Consider the following 25,661-nt stretch of genomic DNA (forward strand, 5'->3'; position numbering starts at 1 on the left):
CACGATGCGCCAGAGCCTTTCAGTGCGGGGCCTCCCTGCGCCAGGCCCCGTCTGCCGGGCTCCGGGCTTGCGTCCCGTGCCGGAGCTCAGGTGTGCGAGCTCTGTAAGGTTCAGTGCCGCAGTTGGAGCACCCCCCAGTGGCTCGTGTCCCGGTATCCCTGCCCGGTGGCGTCGCTCCAGGTGACCGCGCCGGTCCTGGCGGCGCCCGTGGCGTCGTTGACCTGGACGTCGAAGCCGAGCAGCGTGCCGTCCCGCAGCGTGGCCGTGGGCAGCTTCACGGCGGCCTCGATCACGTAGCCGCCGGGGACGACCTTGGCGGCGGCCGTCAGGTTGCCCGCGATGGCGGCGGGGTCGAGCGGGCCGCCGACGGACGTCCTGCCCGAGAAGCCGATCCGGTACTGCCCGTCGTCGTCGCCATAGCCCCTGGTCTTGTCGTTGCCGGGGTCCACGAAGAACTCGACGGAGTCCTGCTCCCACGGGTTGGCCGACTCCTCGCTGAGCATGGGGTCGGCGACCTGCGCCAGCAGATAGAGCGTGTCGCCGTTCCACAGGGCCCGGGCCCGGGCGGTCGCCCCCGACGTGCCCTGGATCCAGGTGGCGGTGCGGATCTCCGGCGCCGGCGCCCAGGCCGGGTCGACGACTCCGTCGACCACCGGCCGGCGGTTGGGGGCGGTGGTCAGCTTCACCGCGGGCGTCGACGTGACCTTGCCCGTCCAGGAGGTCTGCGAGCCGCCGGAGGCGTCCGCGACCGCCACGGTGACGTCGGTGACGTGGGTGACGTGGGTGCCGGGTACCGCAGGGGGCCCCGTCGGGAACCGCGCCTCCACCCGGTAGCCGCCGGGCGTCTTCTCCACGGCCGTGTCGGGGCCGTGCGGGTGGCCGTCCTCGCGCCGGACGGTGTACGTCCTGCCGCCCACGGTGAACGTCACCGTGTCTCCGCGGTCGGCGCTCGGGTCGCGCACCTCGGCCAGGACGTACAGGCTCGTGGCCGACGAGCGGGCCTGGAACGTGGCGGACACGTCGCCGACCCGGGCGATGGGAACGTCGGGCAGCAGGTCCCATTCGAGCTCGCGCTTGCCGTCCACCTTCGGATTGGCCGCGGGGGCCTCCAGCCTGCGCACCAGGGGCGGCAGCTTCGCCGGATCCACGACGCCCCAGTAGGCCGGCTTGGCCTGGAGTTCGTCGTCGAACAGCAGCGGGGCGTTCAGCCGGGTGATCGGGAAGGTCGACAGCCAGGTGTCGTCGTCGGCCAGACCCCAGACCGTGACCGAGCTGATCTGGCTCTTGTGCCTGCGGAAGACGTCGAACAGCTCCTTGTAGCGGTAGCCCTGCTCGGCGAGCACCTCGGCCGGCACCTCGTCGTACGTGGAGACGAAGTCGGGGTAGACGCTCACGTCCAGCTCGGTGATCTGCTGGTCCACGTGGAGCGTCGCGAACTTCTCGATGGTGGCCTCGACCTCGGAGGCCGGCGGCTGCTCGATGTTGAGGTGAAGCTGGTGGCCGACGCCGTCGATGGGCACGCCCTCGGCCTTCAGCTTCTTCACCAGGGCGTACAGCGCCTCCCGCTTGCGCGGGAACTCGGTGTTGTAGTCGTTGATGAACAGCTTGGCGGCCGGGTCGGTCTCGTGCGCGACGCGGAAGGCCGTGCGGATGAAGTCGAGGCCGGTGATCTGGAACCACTTCGACCGGCGCAGGCCGTCGGGCTGGTTCTCGTCCACCACCTCGTTGACCACGTCCCAGACCGCGATCTTGCCCTTGTAGCGGCCGACCAGCGTCCTCACGTGGTTCGTCAGCCGTGTCAGCAGCAGCGCCTTGTCCGCCGGCGAGGCGGTGAGGTCGCGGTCGCCGTCCTTGAACACCCAGTCGGGCGTCTGGCTGTGCCAGGCGAGCGTGTGGCCGCGGAACGTGAGGCCGTGCTCGACGGCGTAGTCCACCAGGTAGTCGCCCTCGCCGAAGGTGAACTCGCCCTCGCTCGGCTCGGTCGCGTCCCACTTGAGGGCGTTGCCGGGGGTGACCCCGCTGAAGTGCTTGAGCAGCAGGTCGCTGTGTTCGCCGATCGTCTGCGCGCGGGAGATCGCGGCGCCCAGCGTGAACGGCACCTCGTCCTTGGCCGAGGGGATGTCCGTCTGGATCGGCTTGGGCTCGACGTACGTCAGGGCGAAGTCGTCCAGGTAGAAGGGGAACGTGCCGGCGTCGGACTCCACGTAGACGCTGAGGAAGTCCACATCGTACGCGAGCGTGTAGGTGCCGGTGAGCTCCACCCACTGCCCCGCCGGTATCGCCTTGGGCGCGGCCACCCGCTCGTAGCTGGGGGTGCCGTTCGTCCGGCGCTCGATCGACAGGCCGAGGTTGCCCGAGGACGTGTCAGGGCCGAGCCGCACCCAGGCCGACAGCGTGTACTTCGACCCCTTGGCCATCTTGCCGAGCACGCTGATCGCCGGGCCGTCCCAGAAGTCCGCCCGGTTCGTCACCGCGAGACTGTTGGCGCCGCCGTGCGCGACGTCGGTCGTGGCCGTCAGGGACGCCGAGGCGCGCGGCGACCAGCCCTGCGCCGTGCCGGTCTCGAAGTCGGTGCTCAGGCCCGAGCGCGTGGGATCGGTGTCGGAGGTGATGACGATGTCGTCGATGTAGTAGGCGGCGGTGGCCTCGGAGCTCTCGGCGTAGAGCTGCAGGCCGGTCGAGTCGGCGCTGAAGGCGTAGGTGCCCGACAGCTCGGCCCAGCCGCCGTCGGTGACGGTCGCGGCGGCCACCCGCTCGTAGGTGGTCTCGCCACCGTCGGGTGTGCGCTGCATGGTCAGGGCGATCGTGCTCGGCGGCTCCCCGCTCACCATCCGGGCGTACGCCGTGACCTGGTACGTGACGCCCTTCTCGAAGGGCGGGGTGATGGACGCCCCATGCCAGGTTGCGGTGCGGCCGGAGGTGAGCAGGGAGCGAGACCCCGAATGCGCGGCGTCCGAGGTCGCGCCGACCTCGACCCCGTCGCCTCTGGGCCCCCATCCCTGGGTGGTGCCGTCTTCGAAGTCGTACTTCGCGACCTGCACGGCCGCGGCGTGAGCGGCTGTCGCACTCGCCGCGACCGCCGGTAATCCCGTGAACAGGCACAGGACCACCGCGGCCGCCCGGCGAAGGAGGCTGCGCATCGGGAGGTCTCCTCGTTCCACGCTAGCGCGCGGCCAGGTTGTCGGCGAGAAGCCGGATGAGGGGCTCACGCCGGGTGCAGTTGGACAGGGCGAAAGAGTCGGCGAGCGCGAGCAGCTCGTCGTCGTCCAGCCCGCGGAACAGCTCGGCATACTCGGGCAGCAGAGCCTGGGCGATCAGGATGTGCCGGACGAGGTCGTCGGTCTGGTAGCGGGCGCCCCACGGGTAGGGGTCCCAGGAAGGGAACTCCGTGTCGATCAACCGGTGCAGCGGCGCCAGCTCGCTCGCCGTCTCCTCCATCGTGGAGCCCCACCGGTCGGCGCCGAGCCGCTTCTTCTTCGCCATGAACGGCCCGAACCGCTCCATGTAGGACCCGCCCGCGCAGACCAGGCCCTGCAGTCCGACGTCCTTGTAGGTCCAGATGGACCACCCGGCCTCGTGCGCGTCGTAGATCTCCAGCTGGTCGCGCAGGATCTGGTAGCGCTGCTCGTCCACCAGGGGGTCGCCGGAGTAGACGGGCCCGAACTCGCCGACCCAGATCGGCGTGCCGGTCTCCCGCTGGAAGGCGGTGCGGCGGGCGAAGGCGCGCTCCAGCTCCTCGCGGTCGCACCACTCGCCGCGCGTGTACCCGGGGTACGGCCCGCCGTGGGCGAAGCCGGCCAGCGCGTAGTCGTGGCAGACGAACACGGTGTTCTCGTAGACCTCGCGGAACACCGAGAAGTCGGTCGAGTAGGTGTTCCCGTCGAGGAACAGCACGTGGGCGGGGTCGACGGCGCGCAGCGCCTTGACCAGCCGGTCGTAGAAGGGCCCGACCACCTGGCCGCTCGGGTCGGCCGGCTCGTTGATCGGGTTGTAGCCCGCCACCCACGGGTTGTCCTTGTAGCGGTCGGCCATCGCCTCCCACAGGTGGACCGCCCGGTCCTGGAAGTGCCGGTGCTGCCAGAAGGCGGCGACGTGGGTGGGGTTGTCGGAATGCCAGTGCTGGTTCTGGGCCCCCGGCAGCGCGTGCAGGTCGATGACGCTGTAGACGCCCCGCTCCCCGAGAATCCCGATGACCCGGTCGAGGTGGCGGAAGCCGCGCTCGTTGATCTCCATCGGCCGGTCGTCCGCCTCGAAGTGGCGGTAGTTCACCGGGATCCGCACGCAGTTGACGCCGACCTCCCGCAGAAGGTCGGCATCCGCCTCAGTGAAGAACGAAGTCAGGAAACGGTCGAAGAACATCTCATAGCGGTCCTCGCCGAGCACCCCCCGCACCGCCGCGCGCATCGAGGACTCGTCGGCCGGATATCCGGTGATGAAGTTCTCCATGTTGAGCCAGCCGCCCAGGCCGGTTCCCCGCAGCCTGACCGTGTTGCCCGCCTCGTCCACCAGCCGGGATCCGGACACGCGCAGCAGCGTCATCGTGCTCTCCTCAATCCTCGAAACCGGCGGATCCTCGAGTTCGGGCGGCGCGGCCGGAGGGCGTCCGCCCCGTCTCCTCCCCCGCCACCCGCCGTCGGCAGTCGTGCTGAAAGTTTCGGTCAATATCCGAATGTTTCGTGGTCCGGAGAATAAGTAAAGCTGAGGTTAAGCGTCAAGGGCGCTCACGGCTTGATCAGAGCGGTCTGGCGTCTTATCAGGGGTAACCGGTTCAGGTATCCCGAAAGTTTCGGCTACGATCAGCATCATGCCAGTGAAGAGGCGGGTGACCATCGCCCAGATAGCGGAGGAGGCCGGAGTCTCCGTTCCGACCGTGTCCAAGGTGATCAACGGCCGTCCCGAAGTGGCGCCCGAGACCCGTCAGCGGGTGGAACGCCTCCTGCAGAAGCACGGCTACCAGCGCAGGACGGGGCAGGGCGATGGCCCGGTCGGTTTACTGGACCTGGTCTTCGCCGAAATCGAGAGCCCGTGGGCCATGGAGCTGGTGCGCGGGGCCGAACAGGCCGCGCACGAGGCCGCCGCGAGCGTCGTGATCTCCGTGCTGCACACACACGCGGGCCCCGGCCGTGACTGGCTGGAGCGCATCGCGGCGCGGCGCACCGACGGTGTGATCATCGTCAGCTCCCGGCTCTCCGTGCGCCAGCAGGGGCAGCTCAGCGCCCGATCGATCCCCTTCGTCGTCGTCGACCCCGAGGGCGAGCCGCCGCCCGGCGTGGCGTCGGTCGGCGCGACCAACTGGCACGGCGGCCTCGCGGCCACGCGCCACCTTCTCGACCTCGGCCACACCCGGATCGGCATGATCGGCGGACCGCCCGACATGTTGTGCAGCCGGGCCAGGATCGACGGCTACCGCGCCGCGCTGGAGACCGCCGGGGTGTCCATCGACCCCGAGCTCATCCGCTACGGCGACTTCCTGGTCAACTCGGGCCACGACGCCGGTCACGCGCTGCTGTCGCTGGACAACCCCCCGACCGCCATCTTCGCCGGCAGCGACATGCAGGCGTTCGGCGTGTTCGAGGCGGCCCGGCAGCGGGGCCTGCGGGTGCCCGAGGACCTCAGCGTGGTCGGCTTCGACGACCTGCCGCTGTCCCGGTCCGCGTGGCCGCCGCTGACCACCGTACGCCAGCCCCTGGAGGAGATGGCCGCGCTGGCGGCGCGGATGGTCCTCGCCATGGGCCGGGGCGAGAACACCGAGGCCCGCCGCGTCGAGCTGTCCACCGACCTGGTGGTCCGGGAGAGCACCGCACGGCCCCGGTGAGGCCGAGACGCCCCCATGATCGTCCAAAATGGGAGGGCTTGGACGAATGGGGGCGGGATGACCGACGAACACGCTAAGGTTTCTGCGGATATCGCCGGGTTCGCGGGACGGGGCTGACGGTTGCGGAGTTCGCGTGGAGCGGCCGTCACGGCATTCGCCGCGGCGCTCATGCTTCTGGGAGGTTCCGGGTCGGCGGCCCTCGCGGCGCCGGTCCGCGACGGTGCCGCGACGGCGCGAGCCGGAACGGCGCAGATCGGGACGGCGCAGGTCGGGACGGCGCAGGTCGGGACGGCGCGGGCCTCGGCGTGGACCACGCCACAGCGAGGCGCGGAGCACGCGTCGGCGTCGGCTGTTCCGGGCGCATCGTCGACCACCCTGGCATCGGTCGTTCCCGGTGAGCGGCTGACCACCCTGGCGGCCGCGGATCCCGGCAGGCGGACGGCCGGAGCGGCGGAGGAGCCGCCGGTCGAGGAGCAGCCCTGCCCGGTGGCCGTGCCGTCCGGCACGACCTGCGGATATCTTCTCGCCCCCGAGCGGCGTGACGTCCCCAACAGCAGAACCATCAAGGTCGGCTACGCGGTGCACCGGGCGTCACCGGCCGCGGGCCAGGCGGCCGACCCCGTCGTCTACATGAGCGGCGGGCCGGGATCGGCCTCGCTCCAGCTCACCGGGTTCCTCACCCGGATGTTCCCCGGCCGTGACGTGGTCGTCCTCGAACAACGCGGCGGGCGCTACTCCGAGCCCAGGCTGAGCTGCCCCGAGATCGTCCGCGGGGTCGTGGGCACCCTGAGCACGCCCGGGCCCGCGTCGGCGGAGACCGCCCCGCTCGCCCGGCAGGCGATGGCCTGCCAGTCGCGCCTGGAGGCCGAGCACGTCGACCTGCGCGGCTACAACACCTCCGAGATCGCGGCCGACGTCGTGGACCTGCGAGCCGCGCTCGGCTACCCGGGCTGGTACCTGTTCGGCGTCAGCTACTCCACCCGCCCGATGCTGCTGGCGGCGGAGCGCGACCCGCAAGGCACCCGAGGGATCGTGCTCGACTCGCTGCTTCCCTCGGGCTCCCGCTGGTACGACGAGTCGTCCGCCGCGCTCTCGGCGACGATGACCAAGCTGGGAGTCGCCGCCCGGTTCGACGCCGTGGTGAAGGCGCTCAACGCGCACCCCGCGACGTACGAGACCCGCGACCCGCTCACCCGGGAGCGGCTGACGGTGCAGCTCAACGGGGACGACGTCGCGACGATCCTCGGCGAGTCGCTGCACGAGGCCGACGTGGCCGCGATCGTGCCCGCCCTGGTGGACGGGCTCGCCTCCGGGCGCACCGAGCTGCTGCAGCCTCTGGTGGACGCGGCCGGCGACGCGCTGACCTCGTACGAGTGGGGCCTCTACTACGCCGTCCAGTGCCAGGACGAGACGCCGTACAACACCTTCCGGAACGCGCGGAGCCCCCGGCTGTTCACAGGGGTCGTCGACGAGGCGGTCTGCGACGCCTGGGGCCTGCCCGCCGCACGGACCGAACCCGACCTGCTGACCTCGCACACGTCGGTCACCACCCCGGCCTCGTCGAACCCGGCCTCGTCGAACTCCGCCTCGTCGGACGGAGCGACACCGGCAGCATCATCAGAGGAGACGACGCCGGAAGACACGTCATCGGACGGGGCGGCACCGGAGGACACGCCGTCCGAGGGCGCGTCGCCGGAAGGCGCCACGTCGGAGGGGGCGACGCCGCCGGTCCTGGTCCTGGGCGGCCAGTATGACCCCACCACCCCGCCGGAGGCCGCGCAGAAGGCGGTGTCGGCGGTGCCGGGCGCGCGGTTCGCCGAGTTCGCCGGGGCCGGGCACGCCGTCTTCCTGTCGAGTGCCTGCGGCCGCCAGACCATCGCCGCGTTCCTCGACGACCCGGCCGCGACGCGGCCCGTGTGCGACCCCGGCGCGGCGCCGTACCCCGTCGTGCGTCCGGGCGACCTGCTCCTCACGTCGTCGGCCTACCGGCTGTCGCGGTCGCCGATCCCGCTGGCGGTCCCCGCGGCGTTCCTGCTCGTGTCGGCCGTCCAGCTCGTCGCGGGCCTGGTCTCCCTGCTGCGCAGGCGCGGCGGCGGGCTGAGCGCGCTCGCGGGCCTGGCGGGGGTCGCGCTGGGTGGGCTGTCGGCGCTGAGCCTGTCGGGGGTCCGCGACTGGACGTCGTTCGCGATCGGGGTGCCGCACGCCCTGGCCTGGTATGGCCTGCTGGCCCTGGTCTCCACAGCGCTGTCGATCATCGAGGCGTTCCGGCTGAACGCCGCCGCCGCCCGGATCGTCCCCGCCCTGACCGGCCTCGCGCTCCTCGCCTGGCTGTACGGCTGGCTGCTGTCTTGATCAAGCCCGCCTTAAGGGTCGATTAAAAGGAAAGTTTCTTTATAGAGAGCGTTGACGCGGCTGGTCCGGCGGCTTACGTTCCGATCAGAACCCCAGGAGGCAGGATCGGCGGAGGCATCGCTGTGCGCTTGTCGAGATCATCGTCGGGTGACCGGGTGACCTACGGCGGCACGGCCTGCCGGCGCAGGCAGCCGCACACCGCCCTGGCGGGCTGGGAGCCGCCCGGCGTCCCCGCCCTCCGGACCAGGCTCTGACCCACGTACGGACGTCCCGAGGCGACTCGCCCGGGCGTACGGCACAGCCTCCGGGCCGTACCGGACCGGTGACACCGGCGCGGCCCGGAGCCGGCGCCCCGGCGGTCTCGTCCGATCACGAATCGGGAGACCGCCGGGCGTCGCGCGCGCCCGCGACGCGCTCATCCCTTCGTGCATCCCTTCGTGGCGAGACCCCGGCCACGACGGGCGACGTGCCTGGTCACCAGCAGCATCCCGCCGACCGAGGCCAGCATGCCGGCGGCGACGACCGGCACGACCGCGCCGAACCCGGAGGCCCCGGCGACGAGGCCGAACAGCGGAGGCCCGACGAGCGCGCCCACGCTGCCCATCTGGGCCACCATCCCGGTGCCCACGTCGGCGTGGTCGAGGCGTTCGAGCACGAGGGGAAGCGCGGCGAAGGCGAAGGCGCCCAGCAGCCCGTTCTCCAGGGAGACGATCCCCGCGCCGGTCGCCGCGGCGGCCAGCGGCGCGTCCGCGCCGTAGGCGAGCCAGGCGGCCGGCACGACCAGCAGCCCTGACAGGGCGAGCACGGCGAGCGGCACGCCCCGCCGGAGCAGGACTCCCACCGACAGCCCGCCGAGGACGCCGACGAACGAGATCGCCGAGGTCAGCGCGCCCGCGGCTCCCGCCGAGCTCGCGTGCTCGTCGATCAGGAGCGTGGGCAGCAGCACGACCACCGGCATCGTCACCAGCACCATCAGGCAGAAAGACGCGGTGAGCAGGGCGGGCCACGCCAGCGCCCGCGCACCGGGCACGGGCCCGGCGGCCGCCTCGGACGCGGACGTCCGCGGCAGCCGCGTCCGGACGGCCACCGTCATCAGCACCGTCAGCCCCGCGATCAGCAGCACCCAGCCGCGCCAGCCGAGCGCCTCGCCGGCGACGCCGCCCACGAGGGTGCTCACACCGATGCCCACCGGGACGAACGTCGCCCAGATCGACAGCGCCAATCCCCTGTCCCGTTCCTCGGCGAGGTGGAGGACCAGCGCCGGGCAGGCGACGGTGACCACGAGATAGCCGACCCCTTCGGCGACGCGGGCGGCCAGCAACCACCCGAAGCTCCCCGCGGCCGTGCTCAGCGCGCTCGCCGCCACCATCAGCGCCAGCGCGGCGATCAGCGACCTGCCCGCGCCGAACCGGCGGACCAGATAGCCGGCCGGCAGCCCGGCGACGGCGCCCACCCCGACCACCGCCGAGATCGCCCAGCCCAGTTGCGACAGCGACAGCCCGAGCTCATCGGCCATCGACGGCCCGACCGCGGAGAACTTGCCGTAGCTCATCGCCGCCACCACGCCGGTGAGGTAGATGACGATGATCGTCAGCCACGGCGAGCGCCGCACTGGCGCCTCGTCGCGCCCGGATCCGCCCACGGTCCGGTCGGGGGTCATCAGCTCCTCCTCAGCGGCGGTGGCCAGGACGTCGGCACGGCGCCGAATGCCGATGCGGCCGTCGTCCACTCAATCAGGGAAATGCGTACGCCACCCGAAAGATCACTCGAAACGGTCATCCCGGCACGGTCCGCAGCCGTCGCCGGGTGGCCTCGCGGCATGGGCGGGCCCCGATCAGTGGGACCATGGCTGGGTCGGCGCCCGGCAAAAAGGAAGGCAAGGCAGGTGGACCAGGTCGCCCGGATGGACAAGGACACCCCACCTACGCACGGCGGTCGCCGTCGTCTACGGGTGCTCGCCGCACCGCACGGCCCCACTGGCGCGCTCGCCGCACCACGCCGCCGCCTGCGGGTGCTGGCCATGCCGCTGCTGGCCCTGCTCTCGGTGCTGCTGATCGCGACGCCCGCGCAGGCCCACGACGTGCTCGTCGGCAGCGACCCCAAGGACGGCGCGGTCCTCGGCACCATGCCCTCCACCGTGACGCTCACCTTCGACCAGGCCGTACGCCGCGACTTCGCGCGGATGGCCGTCACCGGGCCGGACGGCGCGCACTACGAGCAGGGCGAGATCACGGTCGACGGCAGGAACGTCTCCATCGGCGTACGCACGGGCACACCGTCGGGGGACTACGCGATCGGCTACCGGATCGTGTCGAACGACGGTCACCCGGTCACCGGCGCCGTGAAGTTCACCGTGACCGGCGGGGGCGCGGCCCCCGGCGCGGTCACCGCGCCGACGGCCGCTTCCGCGACCGGCACGGCGAACTCCGGCGCAGGGACGACCGGCACGGGGACGGTCGGCCAGAGCAGCGGAAGCTGGGTGTGGGGGCTGCTGGCCATCACCGCGGCCCTGCTGGCGCTGTGCACGCGCGTGCTCGTACGGCACGACCGTCGCCTGCGCGACGGGACGATCCCGGCTCCCCCGGCCGCCGGGACGCCGCGAGCGGCCTCTGCGGGCATCCCGGACTCGTCGAACACAGTACCGTCCAGCACAGCCCCGTCGGGCACAGCCCCTTCCGGCACAGAGCCGTCCAGCACAGAGCCGTCCAGCACAGCCCCGTCGAGCGCCGGGCCGTCAGGTAGACAGCCGTCGGGCACAGCCCCTTCCGGCACAGAGCCGTCGAGCGCCGAGCCGTCAGGCGAAGAGCCGTCGCGCACTGAGGCTCCGGGCACTGAGGCGTCGGGCGCGCCCGGGTCAGCGGCAGGGGCGGCCGGCACGTCGGCGGCGGACTCCGGCGCGGACGGCCCGGCCACCGGGCGCTCCACCGCCGCCGGGACCGGCGCCGGAAGCTCCCCGGCCTCGGGCGGCGCCGCATGACCACGACCTCGGAACCCCACGTCTCGGCGGGCCGGTCCGGCACCGGAAGCGGCACCGGCACCGGCACCGAGCATGCCCGCGCCCGGATCCCCGCGGCGGGGCTGACCGCCGGAGCCCTGCTCGCGGTCGTGATCGCGACCTGGCTCACGCTGCCCGGAAACGTGCCGGGGCTGCCCATGCCCGGCACGATCGTGGAGTATGGCCTGCCGGTCGTGCGGCTCGTGCTCGACCTGGCCGCCACCGCGACCATCGGGCTCAGCCTGCTCCCCAAGCTCCTCGGCTTCGACGACCCGGACCGGACCGAGCCGATCGCGGCCAGGGCCCGGCACTGGGCCGTGATGTTCTCCCTGGTCTGGTGTGCCGCCGCGCTGGTGTCGGCCGTCCTCAGCGCCGCCGAAGTCACTCCCGGCGCGTTTCCCGACGTGGCGGCGTACGTAGACGGCATCGGCGCGGGTCAGGGCATGATCGTGAGCGCGTCGTGCGCCCTGGCCAGCGCCGCCGTGGGGATGCTCGCGGTGCGGTTCGGCGAGAAGGTGCCCGCCGAGCTGCGGGTGCTCGTCGCCGGATTCGGGCTGCTGCCGCTCCCGGTCACCGGCCACGCCTCGAACTGGTACTGGCACGACCTCAGCATGGTCTCGATGGAGCTGCACGTCATCGGGGCCTGCGCCTGGGTGGGCGGCCTGGTCGCGCTCGCCGTCCTGCTGCCGCGCCATCGCGACCTGCTCGCCCGCACGCTGCCCCGGTTCTCCCGGCTGGCGACGTACGCACTGGTCGTCGTGGGGCTGTCCGGGTTCTTCAACGGCCTGGTGGAGCTTCTGCTCACGCCCGGCGAGAGTTTCCCCGCGTCGCTGTTCACCACAGGGTACGGCCGGCTCGTGATCGCCAAGGCGGTGTTCACCGCACTGATCGCGCTGCTGGGGGGCAACATCCGCTGGCGGCTGCTGCCCGCGATCACGCGTCAGGCCCCGACCGCGTTCGCGGCCTGGGCGGCCCTGGAACTCACCGTGATGGGCCTCGCGTACGGCGTCGCGGTGACGCTGACCAAGACCCCGGTCGCCTGACCCACCACGACCCACGCGCCCGGCCGGTCACCTGACCCACCAAGATCCCACGCGCTCCGTCGGCGGCCCGCCCCGTCTCATCGGCCGGGCCGCACCAGCCCGTCCCGCACCGCCGCACCCAGGCCGCCCCCCCCTGCCCGTCCCGCCGACCGGGCCACACCGCCATGCCCCCAGCGCCGGCCGGCTGCCCGCCCTGCCGTCCCGCCAGCCGGGCAGCACCACCCGGCTCGCTGGCCGTATTGCCGTGCCGGGCCCCCTCAGAGACGCCGAGAGCCGCCCCCCGGCAAGGGAGCGGCTCTCGGAGAGGCGGGTGAGCGCGTGGTGGGGATGATCAGGACGTCGGCTTGGACACGGCGGCGGACGCGGGCGTCACCTCGTCCGACTGCTCGGACACCGCAGCGGACGCGGAGGTCGTCTCAGACGTCGCTTCCGGCCCTGCGGGGCGCGGCGCGCCCGGCTCGGCCGTGATCTCCGGCTCCCCGGGGCGAGCATCCCCGGCGGTCCGGCTCTCCGCGGCGATCCGGTCCTCCGCGGCGGTCCGGTCCTCCGCGGCGGCGGCCGTCAGCCCCCTGCGGCCGGCGAACCACTCCAGCGCGTACCACACGACGGCCAGCGCGACGAGCCCGATCGGCCAGGCCTCCGCCGCGTACGGCGGGGCTTCGAGCACCCGGTCCTGCACCAACAGCCCGCCGTACACACCGGCGGTGGCGAGCGCCGCGCCCACGAGCGGCCGGATGTGCTTGATCGGCACCAGGAAGGCCAGGTCGACGCCGATCCCGGCGAGCAGGAAGAAGAACGGGACGGTCGAGGGCGGGAACCCGCCACCGACGAGCAGCGGCCAGATCAGGCACCGGTAGGCGACGTACACCCCGGCGATCGCGGTGGCGGTGTAGCGGCGGCCGACCATGACACGGGCGAAGACCAGGATCGCGACGCCCAGCACCCCCGCGTACATCGCGTAGACGATGTCCGGGATCGGCAGCGAGAACTTGAGCACCATGGCGCGGTCGACGGCCCTGCCCATCTGGTTGGCCGCGAACTCGAGCAGCGTCGGCTCGGCGTACGGCTGCCCGCGGTCCCAGGACGCCAGCTCCAGCACGCCGTATTCCTGCTGCAGCTCGGGGAAGTGCGCGTTCTCCAGGAAGAACGCGAACAGGCCGCCCAGCACCAGCGTGCGCCGTCTGCGGCTGATCTCGGCGTAGCGACCCGAACCGAGGTACCAGCCGCGGATCGCTCCGGCGAGCATCAGCGCGGTGCCGATGTACAGCAGCGCGTGGGAGGGGCTCCACGCGGTGATGTCGATGCCGTTGACCCGGTGGTTGATCAGGTCGAGCGGGATGGCGATGAGGAAGACCCCGGTGCCCCACACGATCAGGCGGGAGGCCGTGCGGTCCACCCCGTAGCCGGTGTACCAGTGCACGATCGTCAGCGCCACGGCGATCACGGTGCCGACCGTGTTGAGCAGGTGCGGCGGGGCCAGGTCGTCGCGCAGCCATTTGAAGTGCCACGACACGTCCCAGCTCGATCCGAGCACCTTGAGGACGAACGCCGCGAGCCAGCCCAGGTAGAGCACCCGGAAGAGGTCCTGCGGCGTCTGCCTGCCCGCCTCCCCCCGCGTCCAGTACGGAAGAGCCCACTCGATAGCGCGAGCGGGGATCTGCTTGAGCGGCGTTCCATTCACGCGCGAAATGATGCCGTTCCCCATGGTGGGGCGCAATCAGGGATTACCCCGATGCATCATCACGATTCGTGCCCGGATCGCGTCGGCGTGCGCCGTAGCGGTGGTTATCCACAGGCGGGGCGGCTCCTCAGCGGTCTCTCAGCGGAGACAAGTAGCATCGCGACATGGCGTTTCCGGGTGGGCGGCGTGCCCTCGCGATCGTTGTCACGCTGGTCATCCTGGTGGCCGGAGGCGTGACGTGGGCACTGTGGCCCTCCGACCCCGTGGTGAAGGGGCGTGACCTGGTCATTTCGGTCATGGACGGACCAGCCGACGACCAGCGCGTCGATCTCGACGCCACCTTCTATCCCCCGGCCTCCGGCGGCAGGGCTCCTGCTGTGCTGCTCGCCCACGGCTTCGGCGGCAGCAAGCAGGGCATGCGCGAGGAGGCGGGGCGGCTCTCGCAGCAGGGCTACGCAGTGCTGATCTGGTCGGCCCGCGGCTTCGGCCGCTCGACCGGGCAGATCGCACTCAACTCCCCCGACTACGAGGTCAAGGACGTACGGCAGCTGATCGACTGGCTCGCCGAACAACCTGAAGTGCGACTCGACGCCCCTGGCGACCCGCGCGTCGGGATCGCCGGCGGCTCGTACGGCGGGGCGATCGCGCTGATGACCGCGGCCTACGACAACCGCGTCGACGCGATCGTCCCGCAGATCACCTGGTACGACCTCGCCGACGCGCTCTTCCCCGACGCCTCGGGCAAGGGCCCGCTCAACGGCGTCTTCAAGAAGATGTGGGCCGGCATCTTCTTCAGCTCCGCCGCCGAACGGCTGGCCCCGGACGGCGGCGCCGGCGCGGGAGGCCTGGCCGGGCTCACGGGTGCGGTCACGGGCTCCGGCTCGGCGGGCGGCACCACCGGGCAGGACACCACCGGGCAGAACAACACCCCGCAGAGCCCGGGAGCGACCACACCTGCCACTCCGGCGGCCGGCCCGACCACATCGCCGGGTGGCGACGCGTCCGGGGGCCCTGACTCAGGGCGGATCCCGGGGGCCGAGCAGGTCCAGTGCGGGCGGTTCCTGCCGCAGATCTGCGACATGTACCAGAAGGTCGCCGAGACCGGCCGGGCCACCAAGGAGGCGGTCGATCTCCTGCGGCGGTCGAGCCCGATCTCGGTGCCCGGCCGGATCAAGGTGCCGACGCTGCTGCTCCAGGGTGAGCGCGACTCGCTGTTCCCGCTCTCCCACGCCGACGCCAACGCCCGCGCCGTCGCCGCCACCGGCGCCCCGGTCGAGGTCGCCTGGTTCAACGGCGGCCACGACGGCGGCGACGGCGAGGCCGACTGGCTGTACGACCGCACGACCGGCTGGTTCGACCACTACCTCAAGGGTGCCCCCGCGGGCGGGGGCGACTCGGCGGCGTTCACCGTGACCAGGGACGGCGGACGCGACCCGGGCACACGCCGTCCCGTGCTCCTCCACGCCACCGCGGGCCGCTACCCCGGCGTGGCGGGCACGGAGCGCACCACGGTCACGCTCAACGGCCCACGGCAGCCGATCGCCAACCCGGCGGGCGGATCGCCGTCCTCGATCTCGGCGGTCCCCGGCCTCGGCGGGCTGCTCGGCGGCAACGGCGGCGGCGCGTCGCTCGCGCTGGACATGCCCGGTCAGGCGGCCGTCTTCGAATCCGCCCCGCTGACGAAACCCACGCAGGTCACCGGCAGCCCGACCGTCACGATCAAGGTGTACGGCACGGGCGAGGCCACGCTGTTCGCCAAGCTCTACGACGTCTCCGGAGGGTCGCTTCCGGTGCTCCCGTCGAGCCTGGTCTCGCCGCTGCGGGTCACCGCGAGCGAGGCGGGCACTCCGGTCACCGTGACGCTTCCGGCCATCGACAGGCGCTTCGACGCCGGGCACCGGATGCGGCTGGTGGTGTCCACCACCGACCTCGGATACGCCACGCCCGCCGCCCCCGCCGTCTATCAGGTAGCGCTGGACTCCCCCACCCTGGAGCTGCCGGTGGACGCGGCGCTGCGGACGCCCGCCACCGGCCCCGCGTGGTGGACGTGGGCCATGCCGCTCGCCGCGATCCTGGTCGCGGCCGTGCTCCTGCTGACCGGCAGGGTCAGGCGCCGCGGCGAGGCCGGCGACGACCTGGTGACGGACTCCGAGTCGGCCGGGGTGCCCTTGGTGATCAGCGGGCTGGGCAAGCGCTACCGCAACGGCGAGAAGGCCGTCGACGGCCTCTCGTTCCGGGTCGAGAAGGGCCAGGTGCTCGGCCTGCTCGGGCCGAACGGCGCGGGCAAGACCACCACCATGCGCATGCTGATGGGTCTCATCCACCCCGACGAGGGCGAGATCCGGATCTTCGGCACCCGGGTGCGGCCGGGGGCGCCGGTGCTGTCACGGCTCGGGTCGTTCGTCGAAGGGCCGGGGTTCCTGCCGCACCTGTCCGGCCGGGCCAACCTGGAGCTCTACTGGCAGGCCACGGGACGGCCGCCGCAGGACGCCCACATGGAGGAGGCCCTGGAGATCGCCGGGCTCGGCGCGGCCCTGGAGCGCGCGGTGCGCACCTATTCGCAGGGCATGCGCCAGCGCCTGGCCATCGCGCAGGCCATGCTCGGCCTCCCCGACCTGCTCGTGCTGGACGAGCCGACCAACGGCCTCGACCCGCCGCAGATCGCGGAGATGCGCCGGGTGCTCAAGGCGTACGCCGAGCAAGGGCGCACCGTCATCGTCTCCAGCCACCTGCTCGCCGAGGTCGAGCAGACCTGCACCCACGTGGTCGTCATGCACCGTGGACGGCTGGTGTCGGCCGGGCCGGTCGGTGACCTGCTCGGCGCCGCACCGGCCGCCAACGGCGCCGGCCCCCGCCTTGAGGACGTGTTCCTCGACCTGATCGGAGAGAGCCGTTGAGCCCGGCGAAGCGACCTGCCCCGGACCCGACCGGACCCGTCCCCGGCGGCGGACGGGCCACGCCGGTCGCCCTGGACGAATCGGACCGGCGCGCGGACGACCTGGGAGGCCAGGCGCCCGGCTACGCTCCGGGACGCACGCTGCCGCTGCGGGTGGAGTTCGTACGGCAACTGCGGCGGCGCCGGACCATGGCGATGTTCGGCGTGCTGCTCGCCCTGCCGTGGGTGCTCGTGGTGGCGTTCCAGTTCGGGCCGGCCGGGCGGGGCCAGAACAGCCTGCGGCTGTCGGACCTGGCCACGGCGGGCGGGCTCAACTTCGCGGCGTTCGCCCTGTCGGTGTCGGCCAGCTTCCTGCTGGTCGTCGCCGTGGCGCTGTTCTGCGGTGACACGGTGGCGAGCGAGGCGAGCTGGTCGTCGCTGCGCTACCTGCTGGCCGCGCCGGTCCCCCGCGACCGGCTGCTGCGCCAGAAGCTGGTGGTGGCGCTGGCCTATTCGGCCGCCGCGGTGACCGCGCTGCCGCTGATGGCCCTGCTCGCCGGCACACTGGCCTTCGGGTGGAACGACATCACCGTGCCGGGAACCGGCGAGGTGATCCCCGCCGCCGACGTGCTGCCCAAGTTCGCCATCGTCATCGGCTACGCCCTGGTCAGCCAGCTGGTGGTCGCCGCGGTCGCCTTCCTGCTGTCGGTCGGCACCGACTCCCCGCTCGGCGCGGTCGGCGGCGCGGTCGGCCTGGTGATCGTCAGCAGCATCCTGCAGGCGGTCGAGGCGCTGGGCTCGCTGCGCGAGTTCCTTCCGACCTTCTGGAACTCCGCGTGGCTCGACGCCCTCGCGCCGGAGCCCGACTACAGCGGCATGATCAAGGGTGTGGCGGTCTCCGTGACCTACTCGGTGGTCCTCATCGCTCTGGCCTTCCGCCGCTTCCGCCGCCGCGACGTCGTCTCCTGACCGGCCCTGACCGGCACCCGGGCTCACCGCCGCCTTCCGGCCGCGCGGGCGGCGTACGGCCTGGCATTCCAGCTAGCCGGAATGCCCAGGCATGGCTGGCAGCAGGGCACGATGGCGGCTGCCACGGCAGACAGCATTGGGCCGGCTGGGCCATGGTGGTGTGACAGGCCCCAACGGCGCCCTCACCCGCGCCGGGCCGGCCTGCCGACAGGGCACGGCGCACCCCGGACGGATGTACGAGACCGCCGCTGCCGCGGAACGCGACTGTGTAGCCGGAGGTGCCTGATGCAGATTGTCGTACGACCAGCGGGAACCGCGTCGTTCCGGATACCGGTCATGTCGCCGGCCCGGCACCTCCGCGCCACGCCGCCCTCCCTGCACGGGCGGACGGGACCGTCCCCGCGCCGCCCCGCGCCGGCGCCGCCGCCCCGCTCCGGACACCACACGGCGACGACGGTCACGCCCGACCCGGCGACACCGCGATGAACGTCATGTGCCGACACGTTCACCCAGCCGTCGGCGACCCGGCCGGCCGCACCCACGATTCGCACGGCGAAACCGCGATCTCCCTGTCGGCCGACGCCGCCGAGAGCGTGCTGAGGGAGCTCGCCGACGCCAGGAGCGAGCTGAAGCGGGCGGCCGACCGGCAACGCCGTTTCATGGCCGACGCGTCCCACGAACTGCTCACGCCTCTCGCCGGACTGCGGGCCCAGTTGGAGGAGGCCCGGCTGCACCCCGAGGAGACCGATCTCACCGAGCTCGTCGTCCACACGCTGCGCGACGTGGACCGCCTCCAGACGGTGGTCTCCGACCTGCTGGCGCTCCAGAAGGCGGGGACGAAGCCCTCTCAGGGGACGCAGCTCGCCGACCTGTCCGAGCTGGTCCTGACGCAGGTCGCCGGCCGGGCGCCCCGGATGCCGACGCTGTTCCAACTCGTCCCCGGAATGGTGATCAACGCTGTCGACAACGAGATCCACCGCCTGCTGGGCAATCTGCTGGACAACGCGCAGCGCCACGCCAGAAGCAAGGTGCTGGTGGAGGTGCGCCAGGAGGGCGCCCACGCGGAGATCTCGGTGTCCGATGACGGTGACGGCATCGCCGAAGCGGATCGGGAGAAGATCTTCGAGCCGTTCACCCGCCTGGACGAGTCCCGATGCCGCAGCCGGGGCGGTTCCGGCCTCGGCCTCGCCATCGCACGCGAGATCGTGCGGGCCCACGGCGGGACCATCAGTGTGGAGGACGCGCCGGAGGGCGGCGCGCGCTTCGTCGTCCGCCTGCCGCTCGCCGAACCTCTCGCCCATCCGGCCGCGGACGGACACCCGAGGCCGTGACCGTCGCCTGTCAGCCGTCGCGGATCGGGATGACGGCGGTCAGCGTGGTGCCGTGGCCGATCGGGCTGGTTATCTCAATGGTCCCGTCGAGCGCCTGGACGCGGTCGCTGAGACCGATGAGCCCGGAGCCCTTGGCCGGGTCCGCGCCGCCTGCCCCGTCGTCGCGGATCACGACCGTGGCGCCTTCGGCCGTCGCCTGGACGTCGACGCCCACCAGGGAGGCTCGCGCGTGCTTGGCCACGTTGGTCAGCGACTCCGAGACGATGTAGTAGACGGCCACCTCGACCCGCTCCGGCAGGCGTTCCGCGACGCGCACTCTCAGGTCGACGGGGACGGCCGAGCGGCGCGCGAGCATTTTCAGCGCGGGTCCGAGACCGCCCTTGGACAGGATCGCCGGGTGGATGCCGCGCGACAGCTCCCGCAGGTCCTCCAGCACCAACGTCAGGCCCTCGGCCGTGTGGGACAGTTGCTGCCTCAGCTCAGGCAGCTCCGGCGGCACGGCGGCCTCGGCCATGCGCACCTGCAACCCCAGAGAGACGAGGCGCTGCTGTGCCCCGTCGTGGAGGTCGCGTTCGATCCGGTGCCGGGTCTCGTCCGAGGCGGCGACCACACGGGCGCGTGAGGCGGCGAGCTCGTCGCGGGCCAGTGCGTTGGAGATGGCCGTCACGACCAGCTCGGTGAAGTCCCGCATGCGTTCCTCCACGCCCTCCGGTCGCCGCTCCAGGCCACGGAAGAAGGTGATCATCACGCCCCACAGGCGTCCCTCGACGACGATGGGGCCGCCGATCGCGACGCCGTTCTCCTCGTCTCTGGCCCACCTGCCCAGCTCGCCGGCCGTGGTCTCGTCCACCATGATCATTTCCGGTTGCCCGGTTCGCAGGACGAGGGCCGACAGGCCCTCCTCGTGAAGCCGCCGGCGCAGGCCCACGGGAGGCGGGGGCCCGCCGTCCGACGCGCTCCAGGAGCTCATCAGGACGACCGTCCGGTCAGGCTCGTAGCGTTCGATCGCCGTGTGGTCCGCGTTCACGATCAGGCCCATCTCACGGGCGACCGCGCCGAAGATCTCTGTCGGGCGGACTCCGCGCGCGACCAGTGTCGCGACCCGGCGCAGCGCGGCCTGCTCCTCGGCGACCCTGGCGAGCTCGTCCCGGCTCGCCGCAAGGGCGCAGGCGGCGGCCTCACGATGACGCGCCGCCACCAGCGCCGCCTCCAGCGAGGGCACCACGCGTTCTCGCAGGCGGCGCAGCGTCGTCTCCGGCAGACCCGCGGGCACGACGAGCGAGCCGAACCGGGTGCCCTCGTCGCTGAGGGGCAGCGTGGTGTGGCTCCGGTCGTCGCCGACCGGCCCGAATTTGACCGCCAGGGACGGCAGACCGAGGTCCCGGGCCAGACGCCGGGCCACGACCGGCAGCACCGCGCACAGATGGTCGGCACGCAGGAGGAGACGGGCCGTGCCGGCGCTGACGTCGGCCTCGCAGCGGCGCTCGTCGGCTTCCAGGAGCAGCGCTCGCAGCAGCGCCGCGGCACCGCTGACCAGCAGCGCGACCACCAGGAAGACCACCAGCGCGATCCACGACCAGCTGGTGAAGAGCGTGATCCGGTGTGTCGGGGGGATCAGGAAGAGGTCGTAGACCAGACCACTCCCCAGCGCGGTCACCACGCCGAACGGCAGACCCCAGAAGTACGAAACCAGGAGAATTCCAGGGAGATAAACTAGGCCCAAGGGACTCGTGGAGGCCATCCGGGCCAGCGGGAGGGCCAGAAGCGTCTCCGCCGTCACGCATACGACTCCGACGACGACGCCCAGCGCCAGAGGCGGACGTCTCATACGAAGCAGCGACGACAGCAATCGCGCGCGCATAACCCAACGGTACGCGGCCATATGTACCACATAGGCGCTGGTCGGCCGCAGATGGCGGGACCACCCGATCGCCGGCACGATCGAGGCGGTCCCTACGCGGCGTGACCGCGCCTGAAAGGCGGCGGAACGGTGGACGAGGCCTCGGCACGAGTGGTCCTGGCGGACGACGACGTTTTGTTGCGCGAGGGAATGGCGAGCCTGCTGGAGCGATCGGGGTTCGAGGTCGCCGGCCAGGCGGGGAACGCGCCCGAGCTGATCGCCCTCGTCCGGCGCTGCCGCCCCGACCTCGCGATCGTCGACATCCGGATGCCTCCGCGGCACACCACGGAGGGCGTCGAGGCGGCCAAGGTCATTCGCACGGAGTTCCCCGAGGTGGGCATCCTGCTGCTGTCGGCGCACGTCGAGGTCGATCAGGCGATGGAGCTGCTCGCGGCCGGCCATCGCATCGGCTATCTGCTCAAGACCCGGGTGACCGCGGTGTCCGAGTTCGTCGCGTCACTGAGACGCATCGTCGACGGCGGCTCGGTCGTCGACCCCAGCCTCGTGGCGGAACTGATCAACGCCCGCCGACGGCAGGATCCGCTGGAGCAGCTCACCCAGCGTGAGCGCGAGGTGCTCGCCCTCATGGCGGAGGGCCGCTCGAACGCGGGAATCGCGCACAAACTGTGGATCACGGAGGGCACGGTGGAAAAGCACGTGCGCAGCATCATGTCGAGGATGCGGCTGCCGGAGACGGAGGACGACCACCGCCGCGTGCTCGCCGTGCTCACGTTCCTCGACGCCCGCTGACGCCGCCCGAAGCGAGAAAGACCGGCCGAGCGGCCCAGGCGCTGGGAGTGCTCACTCACCGGCGGCGACCAGAGACCGAGTCCGCCTGACCGGTGCGGCCCGGTCAGGCGCTGGACTTCCGGAGGATCTCGTCGATGGCCCGGCCCGAGAGGCTCGGCTTGGACAGGAAGGCGACGGCCGGGCTGGCCGCGATCATGTCGGCGTAGTCCTGCTCGTCGTACGTGGAGATCAGGATGATCCGGGGGCGACGGCCCCCTGCCTCTTCCGAGAGCCGCCTGACCACGTCGAATCCGTTCTCCTCGCCCAGGTCGATGTCGACCAGCACGAGATCCGGCCGCAGCCTGCGGAACCACCGGAGGGCCTCGGCGGAGGTGGCCGCCATGCCCACGACAGCGATGCCGTCCGCCTCCAGCATCCGGCGGGCGGCCTCCTTGAAGTGATCGCTGTCATCGACGATGAGACACCGCAGGGCCACATCTCCAGGGTCGCATCGGGGCACGCCCGGGTCATTGCAGGTAGCCGCCATCCCGAAGTCCGGAGGGCATCCAGACGCAATGGGGGCTTCCAGCGCTGACAATGGGACTTTTATCCGCAATTGTGTGAAATGCGAGCGGGTGGCCGTGAAGCGGGAACGTCGGCTTCATGAGGTCACCAGCCCGAACCGGCTTTTCGTGAACTGTCCGCCGCCCGCGAAGGATCGAGGTGACACGCATGTGCCCGCACACCCCGCCGTGTCCGCCCGCGTACGCCCCCGACCGCGACGCCGCCCGCCTCGTGGCCTTCCACCCCGAGCAGGGATGGGGGCTGCTCTGCAACGGCGTCGTGGTGTTCGACGACACCGGCGAACTGCTGCCCGACGGCCGGAGCCTCCTCCCCCACCGAGCCCGCTACGCACAGGCCGCGTGAGCCCATGAGCACGACCATGCTCGCCCTCGCGGTCCGGCAGCCGTTCAGCGCTCTCCCCGGGGAACGGCCCCGCGCCGTGCGGAACGGCGCGGACGACGACGGCGTGCCGCAGACGCGCCGGTCCTCCTGGCGCCTCCCCGCGGTCCCGGCCTCCACGTGCCGGGCGCGCGATCTCGTCCGCGCCACGCTGCGGGACTGGACGGGATGCACGGAAGGCGAGGTGGCCGAGGTGGCCGAACTCCTCGTCAGCGAACTGGTCGCCAACGCCCTGCTGCACGGGCGGGGAGAACCGGTCCTCACGCTCACGCTGTGGGACGGCGTCCTGCGGTGCGAGGTCGAGGACGAGGCCCGCGTTCCGGTGCGGGCGCGCGGCGAGTCACCGCACGACGCCGAGGGCGGCCGGGGGCTGCTGATCGTCGATTCCCTGGCCCGCTCCTGGGGCGTACGCCCGACGAACGGGGGAAAGGCCGTCTGGTTCGAGCTGGCGACGGGGTCCTGACGCGACCTCAGTCCCAGTGAGGCGGGCGTTCCTCCAGCAGGCGGGAGACGTCGGAGTCGGAGCGCCAGTCGCCCCACCCGAGGTCGGTGTCGTCGCTCGTCTGGTCGGGCAGCACCGGCAGCCCCTCGTCGAAGAGGTCCACCGGACGCATGTCATCCGGATGCTGCACACTCACGCAGCCAATGCTACTGGCTGCTTCCGGAGCCGCGAAGCCACGCCGGCCGCTTGAGCCCCATGCGCCCCATGAGCCCCGCGAGCCGGACAACGGGGAGTCTTGGGCGATTGCCGGGCGGCGCTGGGACTCCTTCCCCCGAAGAGAGATCACGCCGCCACATCGCCGGGCAAACGTCACGCCCGTACCACCGGACAGCCAACCGCACGCAAAGGTACGATGCGGGAGCAGGGAGCACGCCGGACGAACCCCCCGTGAGGCGGCATGGCAACGCCAGCAGGATGGCGGCAAGAGGGCAACCTGCCCGTGGAGCTGACGAGCTTCGTCGGGCGCACACGGCTGCTCGCGTCGCTGCGACAGAAGCTGCAGGAGCACCGGCTGATCACCGTCACGGGCATCGGCGGGGTCGGCAAGTCGCGCACCGCGCTGCGCCTCGCGCACCAGGTGCGGCGCCAGTTCAGGGACGGCGTCTGGTACGTCGACCTGGCCCGGCTGCAGGACCCCGCGATGGTCTACCACACGATCACGGCCGCGCTGGGCATCGCCGACCAGTCACCGCGGGAGGGGTCGGCCACCCTCACCGAGTGGCTGGCCGACCGGGAGCTCCTGCTCATCCTGGACACCTGCGAACACCTGGTCGACGCCTGCGCCCAGCTCACCCAGAACCTGCTCAACACCGCGCCGCACCTGCGCATCCTCGCGACGAGCAGGCGGTCGCTCAACGCGCCGGGCGAGTACACGGCCGCCGTGCCGCCGCTGACGGTGCCCGGCGACAACCCGTCGGAGAATCCGTTCACCAACGAGGCCGTCGAGCTGTTCGGCATCCGGGCCTCCGCCGTCGTGCCCGACTTCGTGGTGGACGAGGACAACGTCTCGGCCGTGGCCGAGCTGTGCCGCCGTCTCGACGGAATCCCGCTGGCCATCGAGTTGGCCGCCGTACGCCTGCGCACGCTGTCGGTCGAGCAGATCCTCGCGCTGCTCGCCGACCGGTTCAGCCTGCTCGCCGGGGCCAGCCGTACGGCGCTGCCGCGGCATCAGACGCTGCGCGCGGCGATCGGGTGGAGCCATGAGCTGTGCGAGCCGGCCGAGCGGCTGCTGTGGGCGCGGCTGTCGGTGTTCGCCGGCGACTTCGACCTCGACGCGGCCCGCAGCGTCTGCGCCGGCGAGGCGCTGCCGGCCGAGCAGGTCCTCGACGTGATCGGCGGCCTGGTCGACAAGTCGGTCCTGCTGAGCTTCCCCACCCCGGCCGGACAGCGCTACCGGCTGATCGACACGCTGCGGCAGTACGGCGGCGAGTGGCTCGACAAGCTCGGCGAGACGCAGGACCTGCGGCAGCGCCACCGCGACTACTACCTGCAGCTCGCCGAGCGCAGCGAGCACTCGTGGTCGGGGCCGCGCCAGGTGCACTGGTACACGCGGATGCGCCAGGAGCACGACAACATCCGCGTCGCGCTCGACTACTGCCTCTCGACGCCGGGTGAGGAACGCGTCGGCCTCGAGCTGCTGTCGGCCCTGTGGTTCCTGTGGGTGGCCTGCGGCTTCGCCCGCGAGGGCGTGGTCTACCTGGAGCGCGCGCTAAAGACCAGTCCCTCGCCCAGCAAGGAGCGCTGCAAGGCCCTGTGGGTGCTGGCCTACATCCGCAGCGCCCAGGGCGACATGGCGGGCGCGCTCTCGGCGGCCGAGCAGTGCAGCACCGACGCGGTGCGCGTGGGCGACTCGGGCGCGGTGCTGCTGGCCACCAAGATGCAGGGCACCGCGGCCATGCTGCAGGGCGACGCGAAGAAGGCGACGGCGCTGCTCGGTGTCGCGATCGAGTTCCACCGCGGCGGCCGGGAGCTGAACCCGGGCCTGCTGCCGGCGATCGTCGAGCTGTCCATGGTGTTGTTCGCGCAGGGCGACTATGAGGAGGCGGAGACGCTGCTGGCCGACTGCCTGCAGGTCTGCCAGGAGCGCGGCGAGCTGTGGCTGCGGTCCTACGCCTGGTATGTCTCCTCCCTCGTTCACCGCGCGACCGGCAGGCGCGACGAGGCGCTGGTGGCGTGCAAGGAGGCGCTGCGCATCAAGCGGCACTTCCACGACGTGCTCGGGATCGTCCTGTGCGTGGACAACCTCGCCACGCTGAACCTGGAGGCCGGCGAGCCGGAACGGACGGCGACCCTCCTCGGGGCGGCCCAGGCCAACTGGCGGACCTTCGGGCTGCCCCAGTTCGGGTCGCCGTTCTTCACGACCGAGCACGAGCAGTGCGTCAAGGAGTGCAAGAAGCTGATCGGCGACGCCGCCTACGACGAGGCGTACGCCGTCGGGACCCGGTTCAGCCTCGGCGACCTCGTCGAGTACGCGCTGGACGACCTCGACGACTTCCACCTCGGCTGA

19 protein-coding genes are annotated in these 25,661 nt (G+C 72.1%); 12 read left to right on the forward strand and 7 right to left on the reverse strand.

From position 1 onward, the window contains the following. Positions 1–110: 110 nt before the first annotated feature. Complete coding sequence (locus FLV34_RS13190; RefSeq protein ID WP_187280625.1) at positions 111–3,140, reverse strand: endo-1,4-beta-xylanase; 3,030 nt, start codon at positions 3,138–3,140, stop codon at positions 111–113. A 22-nt stretch (positions 3,141–3,162) separates the two neighbouring features. After that, the gene (locus FLV34_RS13195; protein WP_142645595.1) at positions 3,163–4,539 is read right to left on the reverse strand and encodes a glycoside hydrolase family 5 protein; all 1,377 of its coding nucleotides are present in this window, start codon (positions 4,537–4,539) and stop codon (positions 3,163–3,165) included. A 265-nt stretch (positions 4,540–4,804) separates the two neighbouring features. Between FLV34_RS13195 and FLV34_RS13200 the strand changes: the two genes are divergently transcribed. From FLV34_RS13200 to FLV34_RS42380, 3 genes are all read left to right on the forward strand, one after another. Continuing rightward, on the forward strand, positions 4,805–5,815 hold the full coding sequence (locus tag FLV34_RS13200; RefSeq protein ID WP_079316791.1) for a LacI family DNA-binding transcriptional regulator: 1,011 nt from the start codon (positions 4,805–4,807) through the stop codon (positions 5,813–5,815). 168 nt (positions 5,816–5,983) lie between these two features. Then, entirely contained in the window at positions 5,984–8,167 is a 2,184-nt protein-coding gene (locus FLV34_RS13205; RefSeq protein ID WP_147943217.1) for an alpha/beta fold hydrolase, read from the forward strand. Between the two features lie 128 nt (positions 8,168–8,295). Continuing rightward, positions 8,296–8,421, forward strand: coding sequence for a carbohydrate-binding protein (locus FLV34_RS42380; protein WP_261985763.1), 126 nt, complete (start codon positions 8,296–8,298; stop codon positions 8,419–8,421). 161 nt (positions 8,422–8,582) lie between these two features. Here the strand turns inward: FLV34_RS42380 and FLV34_RS13215 are convergent, their stop codons facing one another. Next, positions 8,583–9,896, reverse strand: coding sequence for a CynX/NimT family MFS transporter (locus tag FLV34_RS13215; RefSeq protein WP_142645597.1), 1,314 nt, complete (start codon positions 9,894–9,896; stop codon positions 8,583–8,585). A gap of 156 nt (positions 9,897–10,052) precedes the next feature. Here FLV34_RS13215 and FLV34_RS13220 point away from each other — a divergent pair, with 156 nt between their 5' ends. Further along, complete coding sequence (locus FLV34_RS13220) at positions 10,053–11,144, forward strand: copper resistance protein CopC (RefSeq protein WP_261985764.1); 1,092 nt, start codon at positions 10,053–10,055, stop codon at positions 11,142–11,144. After that, entirely contained in the window at positions 11,141–12,205 is a 1,065-nt protein-coding gene (locus FLV34_RS13225; protein WP_147943218.1) for a copper resistance D family protein, read from the forward strand. Before FLV34_RS13220 ends, FLV34_RS13225 begins: the two co-directional genes overlap by 4 nt. Positions 12,206–12,536: 331 nt before the next feature. Here the strand turns inward: FLV34_RS13225 and FLV34_RS13230 are convergent, their stop codons facing one another. Beyond that, complete coding sequence (locus FLV34_RS13230; protein ID WP_185948916.1) at positions 12,537–13,886, reverse strand: hypothetical protein; 1,350 nt, start codon at positions 13,884–13,886, stop codon at positions 12,537–12,539. Between the two features lie 164 nt (positions 13,887–14,050). Here FLV34_RS13230 and FLV34_RS13235 point away from each other — a divergent pair, with 164 nt between their 5' ends. The 3 genes from FLV34_RS13235 to FLV34_RS13245 all read left to right on the forward strand — a co-directional run bounded on the left by FLV34_RS13235 (position 14,051) and on the right by FLV34_RS13245 (position 19,061). Further along, entirely contained in the window at positions 14,051–16,783 is a 2,733-nt protein-coding gene (locus FLV34_RS13235) for an alpha/beta fold hydrolase (protein ID WP_147943219.1), read from the forward strand. Continuing rightward, entirely contained in the window at positions 16,780–17,730 is a 951-nt protein-coding gene (locus tag FLV34_RS13240; protein ID WP_315985187.1) for an ABC transporter permease, read from the forward strand. Before FLV34_RS13235 ends, FLV34_RS13240 begins: the two co-directional genes overlap by 4 nt. Before the next feature lie 491 nt (positions 17,731–18,221). Further along, a complete protein-coding gene (locus FLV34_RS13245; RefSeq protein ID WP_168065653.1) occupies positions 18,222–19,061 on the forward strand; it encodes a cell wall metabolism sensor histidine kinase WalK in 840 nt (279 codons plus the stop codon). 10 nt (positions 19,062–19,071) lie between these two features. On the opposite strand, the gene FLV34_RS13250 is transcribed toward FLV34_RS13245, so the two are convergent. Continuing rightward, entirely contained in the window at positions 19,072–20,922 is a 1,851-nt protein-coding gene (locus FLV34_RS13250) for a DUF4118 domain-containing protein (RefSeq protein WP_222709491.1), read from the reverse strand. 129 nt (positions 20,923–21,051) lie between these two features. Here FLV34_RS13250 and FLV34_RS13255 point away from each other — a divergent pair, with 129 nt between their 5' ends. Further along, entirely contained in the window at positions 21,052–21,711 is a 660-nt protein-coding gene (locus tag FLV34_RS13255; protein ID WP_260617113.1) for a response regulator transcription factor, read from the forward strand. Between the two features lie 103 nt (positions 21,712–21,814). Here the strand turns inward: FLV34_RS13255 and FLV34_RS13260 are convergent, their stop codons facing one another. After that, positions 21,815–22,186, reverse strand: a complete 372-nt coding sequence (locus FLV34_RS13260; RefSeq protein WP_222709492.1) for a response regulator transcription factor — start codon at positions 22,184–22,186, stop codon at positions 21,815–21,817. Between the two features lie 236 nt (positions 22,187–22,422). Between FLV34_RS13260 and FLV34_RS13265 the strand changes: the two genes are divergently transcribed. Then, positions 22,423–22,617 carry a DUF5999 family protein gene (locus FLV34_RS13265; RefSeq protein WP_142645856.1) on the forward strand — a complete coding sequence of 65 codons (195 nt, stop codon included), beginning with the start codon at positions 22,423–22,425 and terminating at the stop codon, positions 22,615–22,617. 4 nt (positions 22,618–22,621) lie between these two features. Further along, positions 22,622–23,116 (forward strand): ATP-binding protein, encoded by a 495-nt coding sequence (locus FLV34_RS13270; RefSeq protein ID WP_222709493.1) that lies wholly within the window; start codon positions 22,622–22,624, stop codon positions 23,114–23,116. Between the two features lie 7 nt (positions 23,117–23,123). On the opposite strand, the gene FLV34_RS40415 is transcribed toward FLV34_RS13270, so the two are convergent. Then, a complete protein-coding gene (locus tag FLV34_RS40415; RefSeq protein ID WP_167530435.1) occupies positions 23,124–23,291 on the reverse strand; it encodes a hypothetical protein in 168 nt (55 codons plus the stop codon). Between the two features lie 261 nt (positions 23,292–23,552). Between FLV34_RS40415 and FLV34_RS13275 the strand changes: the two genes are divergently transcribed. Beyond that, entirely contained in the window at positions 23,553–25,661 is a 2,109-nt protein-coding gene (locus tag FLV34_RS13275; protein WP_142645604.1) for a tetratricopeptide repeat protein, read from the forward strand.

The sequence above is a fragment of the Microbispora sp. CSR-4 genome (assembly GCF_008033685.1).
Taxonomy (GTDB): domain Bacteria; phylum Actinomycetota; class Actinomycetes; order Streptosporangiales; family Streptosporangiaceae; genus Microbispora.

Coding starts and splice junctions, on each gene's coding strand:
- FLV34_RS13275 (WP_142645604.1), top strand. CDS start 23,553: ATGGCAACGCCAGCAGGATGGCGGCAAGAGGGCAACCTGCCCGTGGAG.
- FLV34_RS13250 (WP_222709491.1), bottom strand. CDS start 20,922: ATGCGCGCGCGATTGCTGTCGTCGCTGCTTCGTATGAGACGTCCGCCT.
- FLV34_RS13190 (WP_187280625.1), bottom strand. CDS start 3,140: ATGCGCAGCCTCCTTCGCCGGGCGGCCGCGGTGGTCCTGTGCCTGTTC.
- FLV34_RS13200 (WP_079316791.1), top strand. CDS start 4,805: ATGCCAGTGAAGAGGCGGGTGACCATCGCCCAGATAGCGGAGGAGGCC.
- FLV34_RS13270 (WP_222709493.1), top strand. CDS start 22,622: ATGAGCACGACCATGCTCGCCCTCGCGGTCCGGCAGCCGTTCAGCGCT.
- FLV34_RS13245 (WP_168065653.1), top strand. CDS start 18,222: ATGTGCCGACACGTTCACCCAGCCGTCGGCGACCCGGCCGGCCGCACC.
- FLV34_RS13265 (WP_142645856.1), top strand. CDS start 22,423: ATGTGCCCGCACACCCCGCCGTGTCCGCCCGCGTACGCCCCCGACCGC.
- FLV34_RS13195 (WP_142645595.1), bottom strand. CDS start 4,539: ATGACGCTGCTGCGCGTGTCCGGATCCCGGCTGGTGGACGAGGCGGGC.
- FLV34_RS13225 (WP_147943218.1), top strand. CDS start 11,141: ATGACCACGACCTCGGAACCCCACGTCTCGGCGGGCCGGTCCGGCACC.
- FLV34_RS13235 (WP_147943219.1), top strand. CDS start 14,051: ATGGCGTTTCCGGGTGGGCGGCGTGCCCTCGCGATCGTTGTCACGCTG.
- FLV34_RS13205 (WP_147943217.1), top strand. CDS start 5,984: ATGCTTCTGGGAGGTTCCGGGTCGGCGGCCCTCGCGGCGCCGGTCCGC.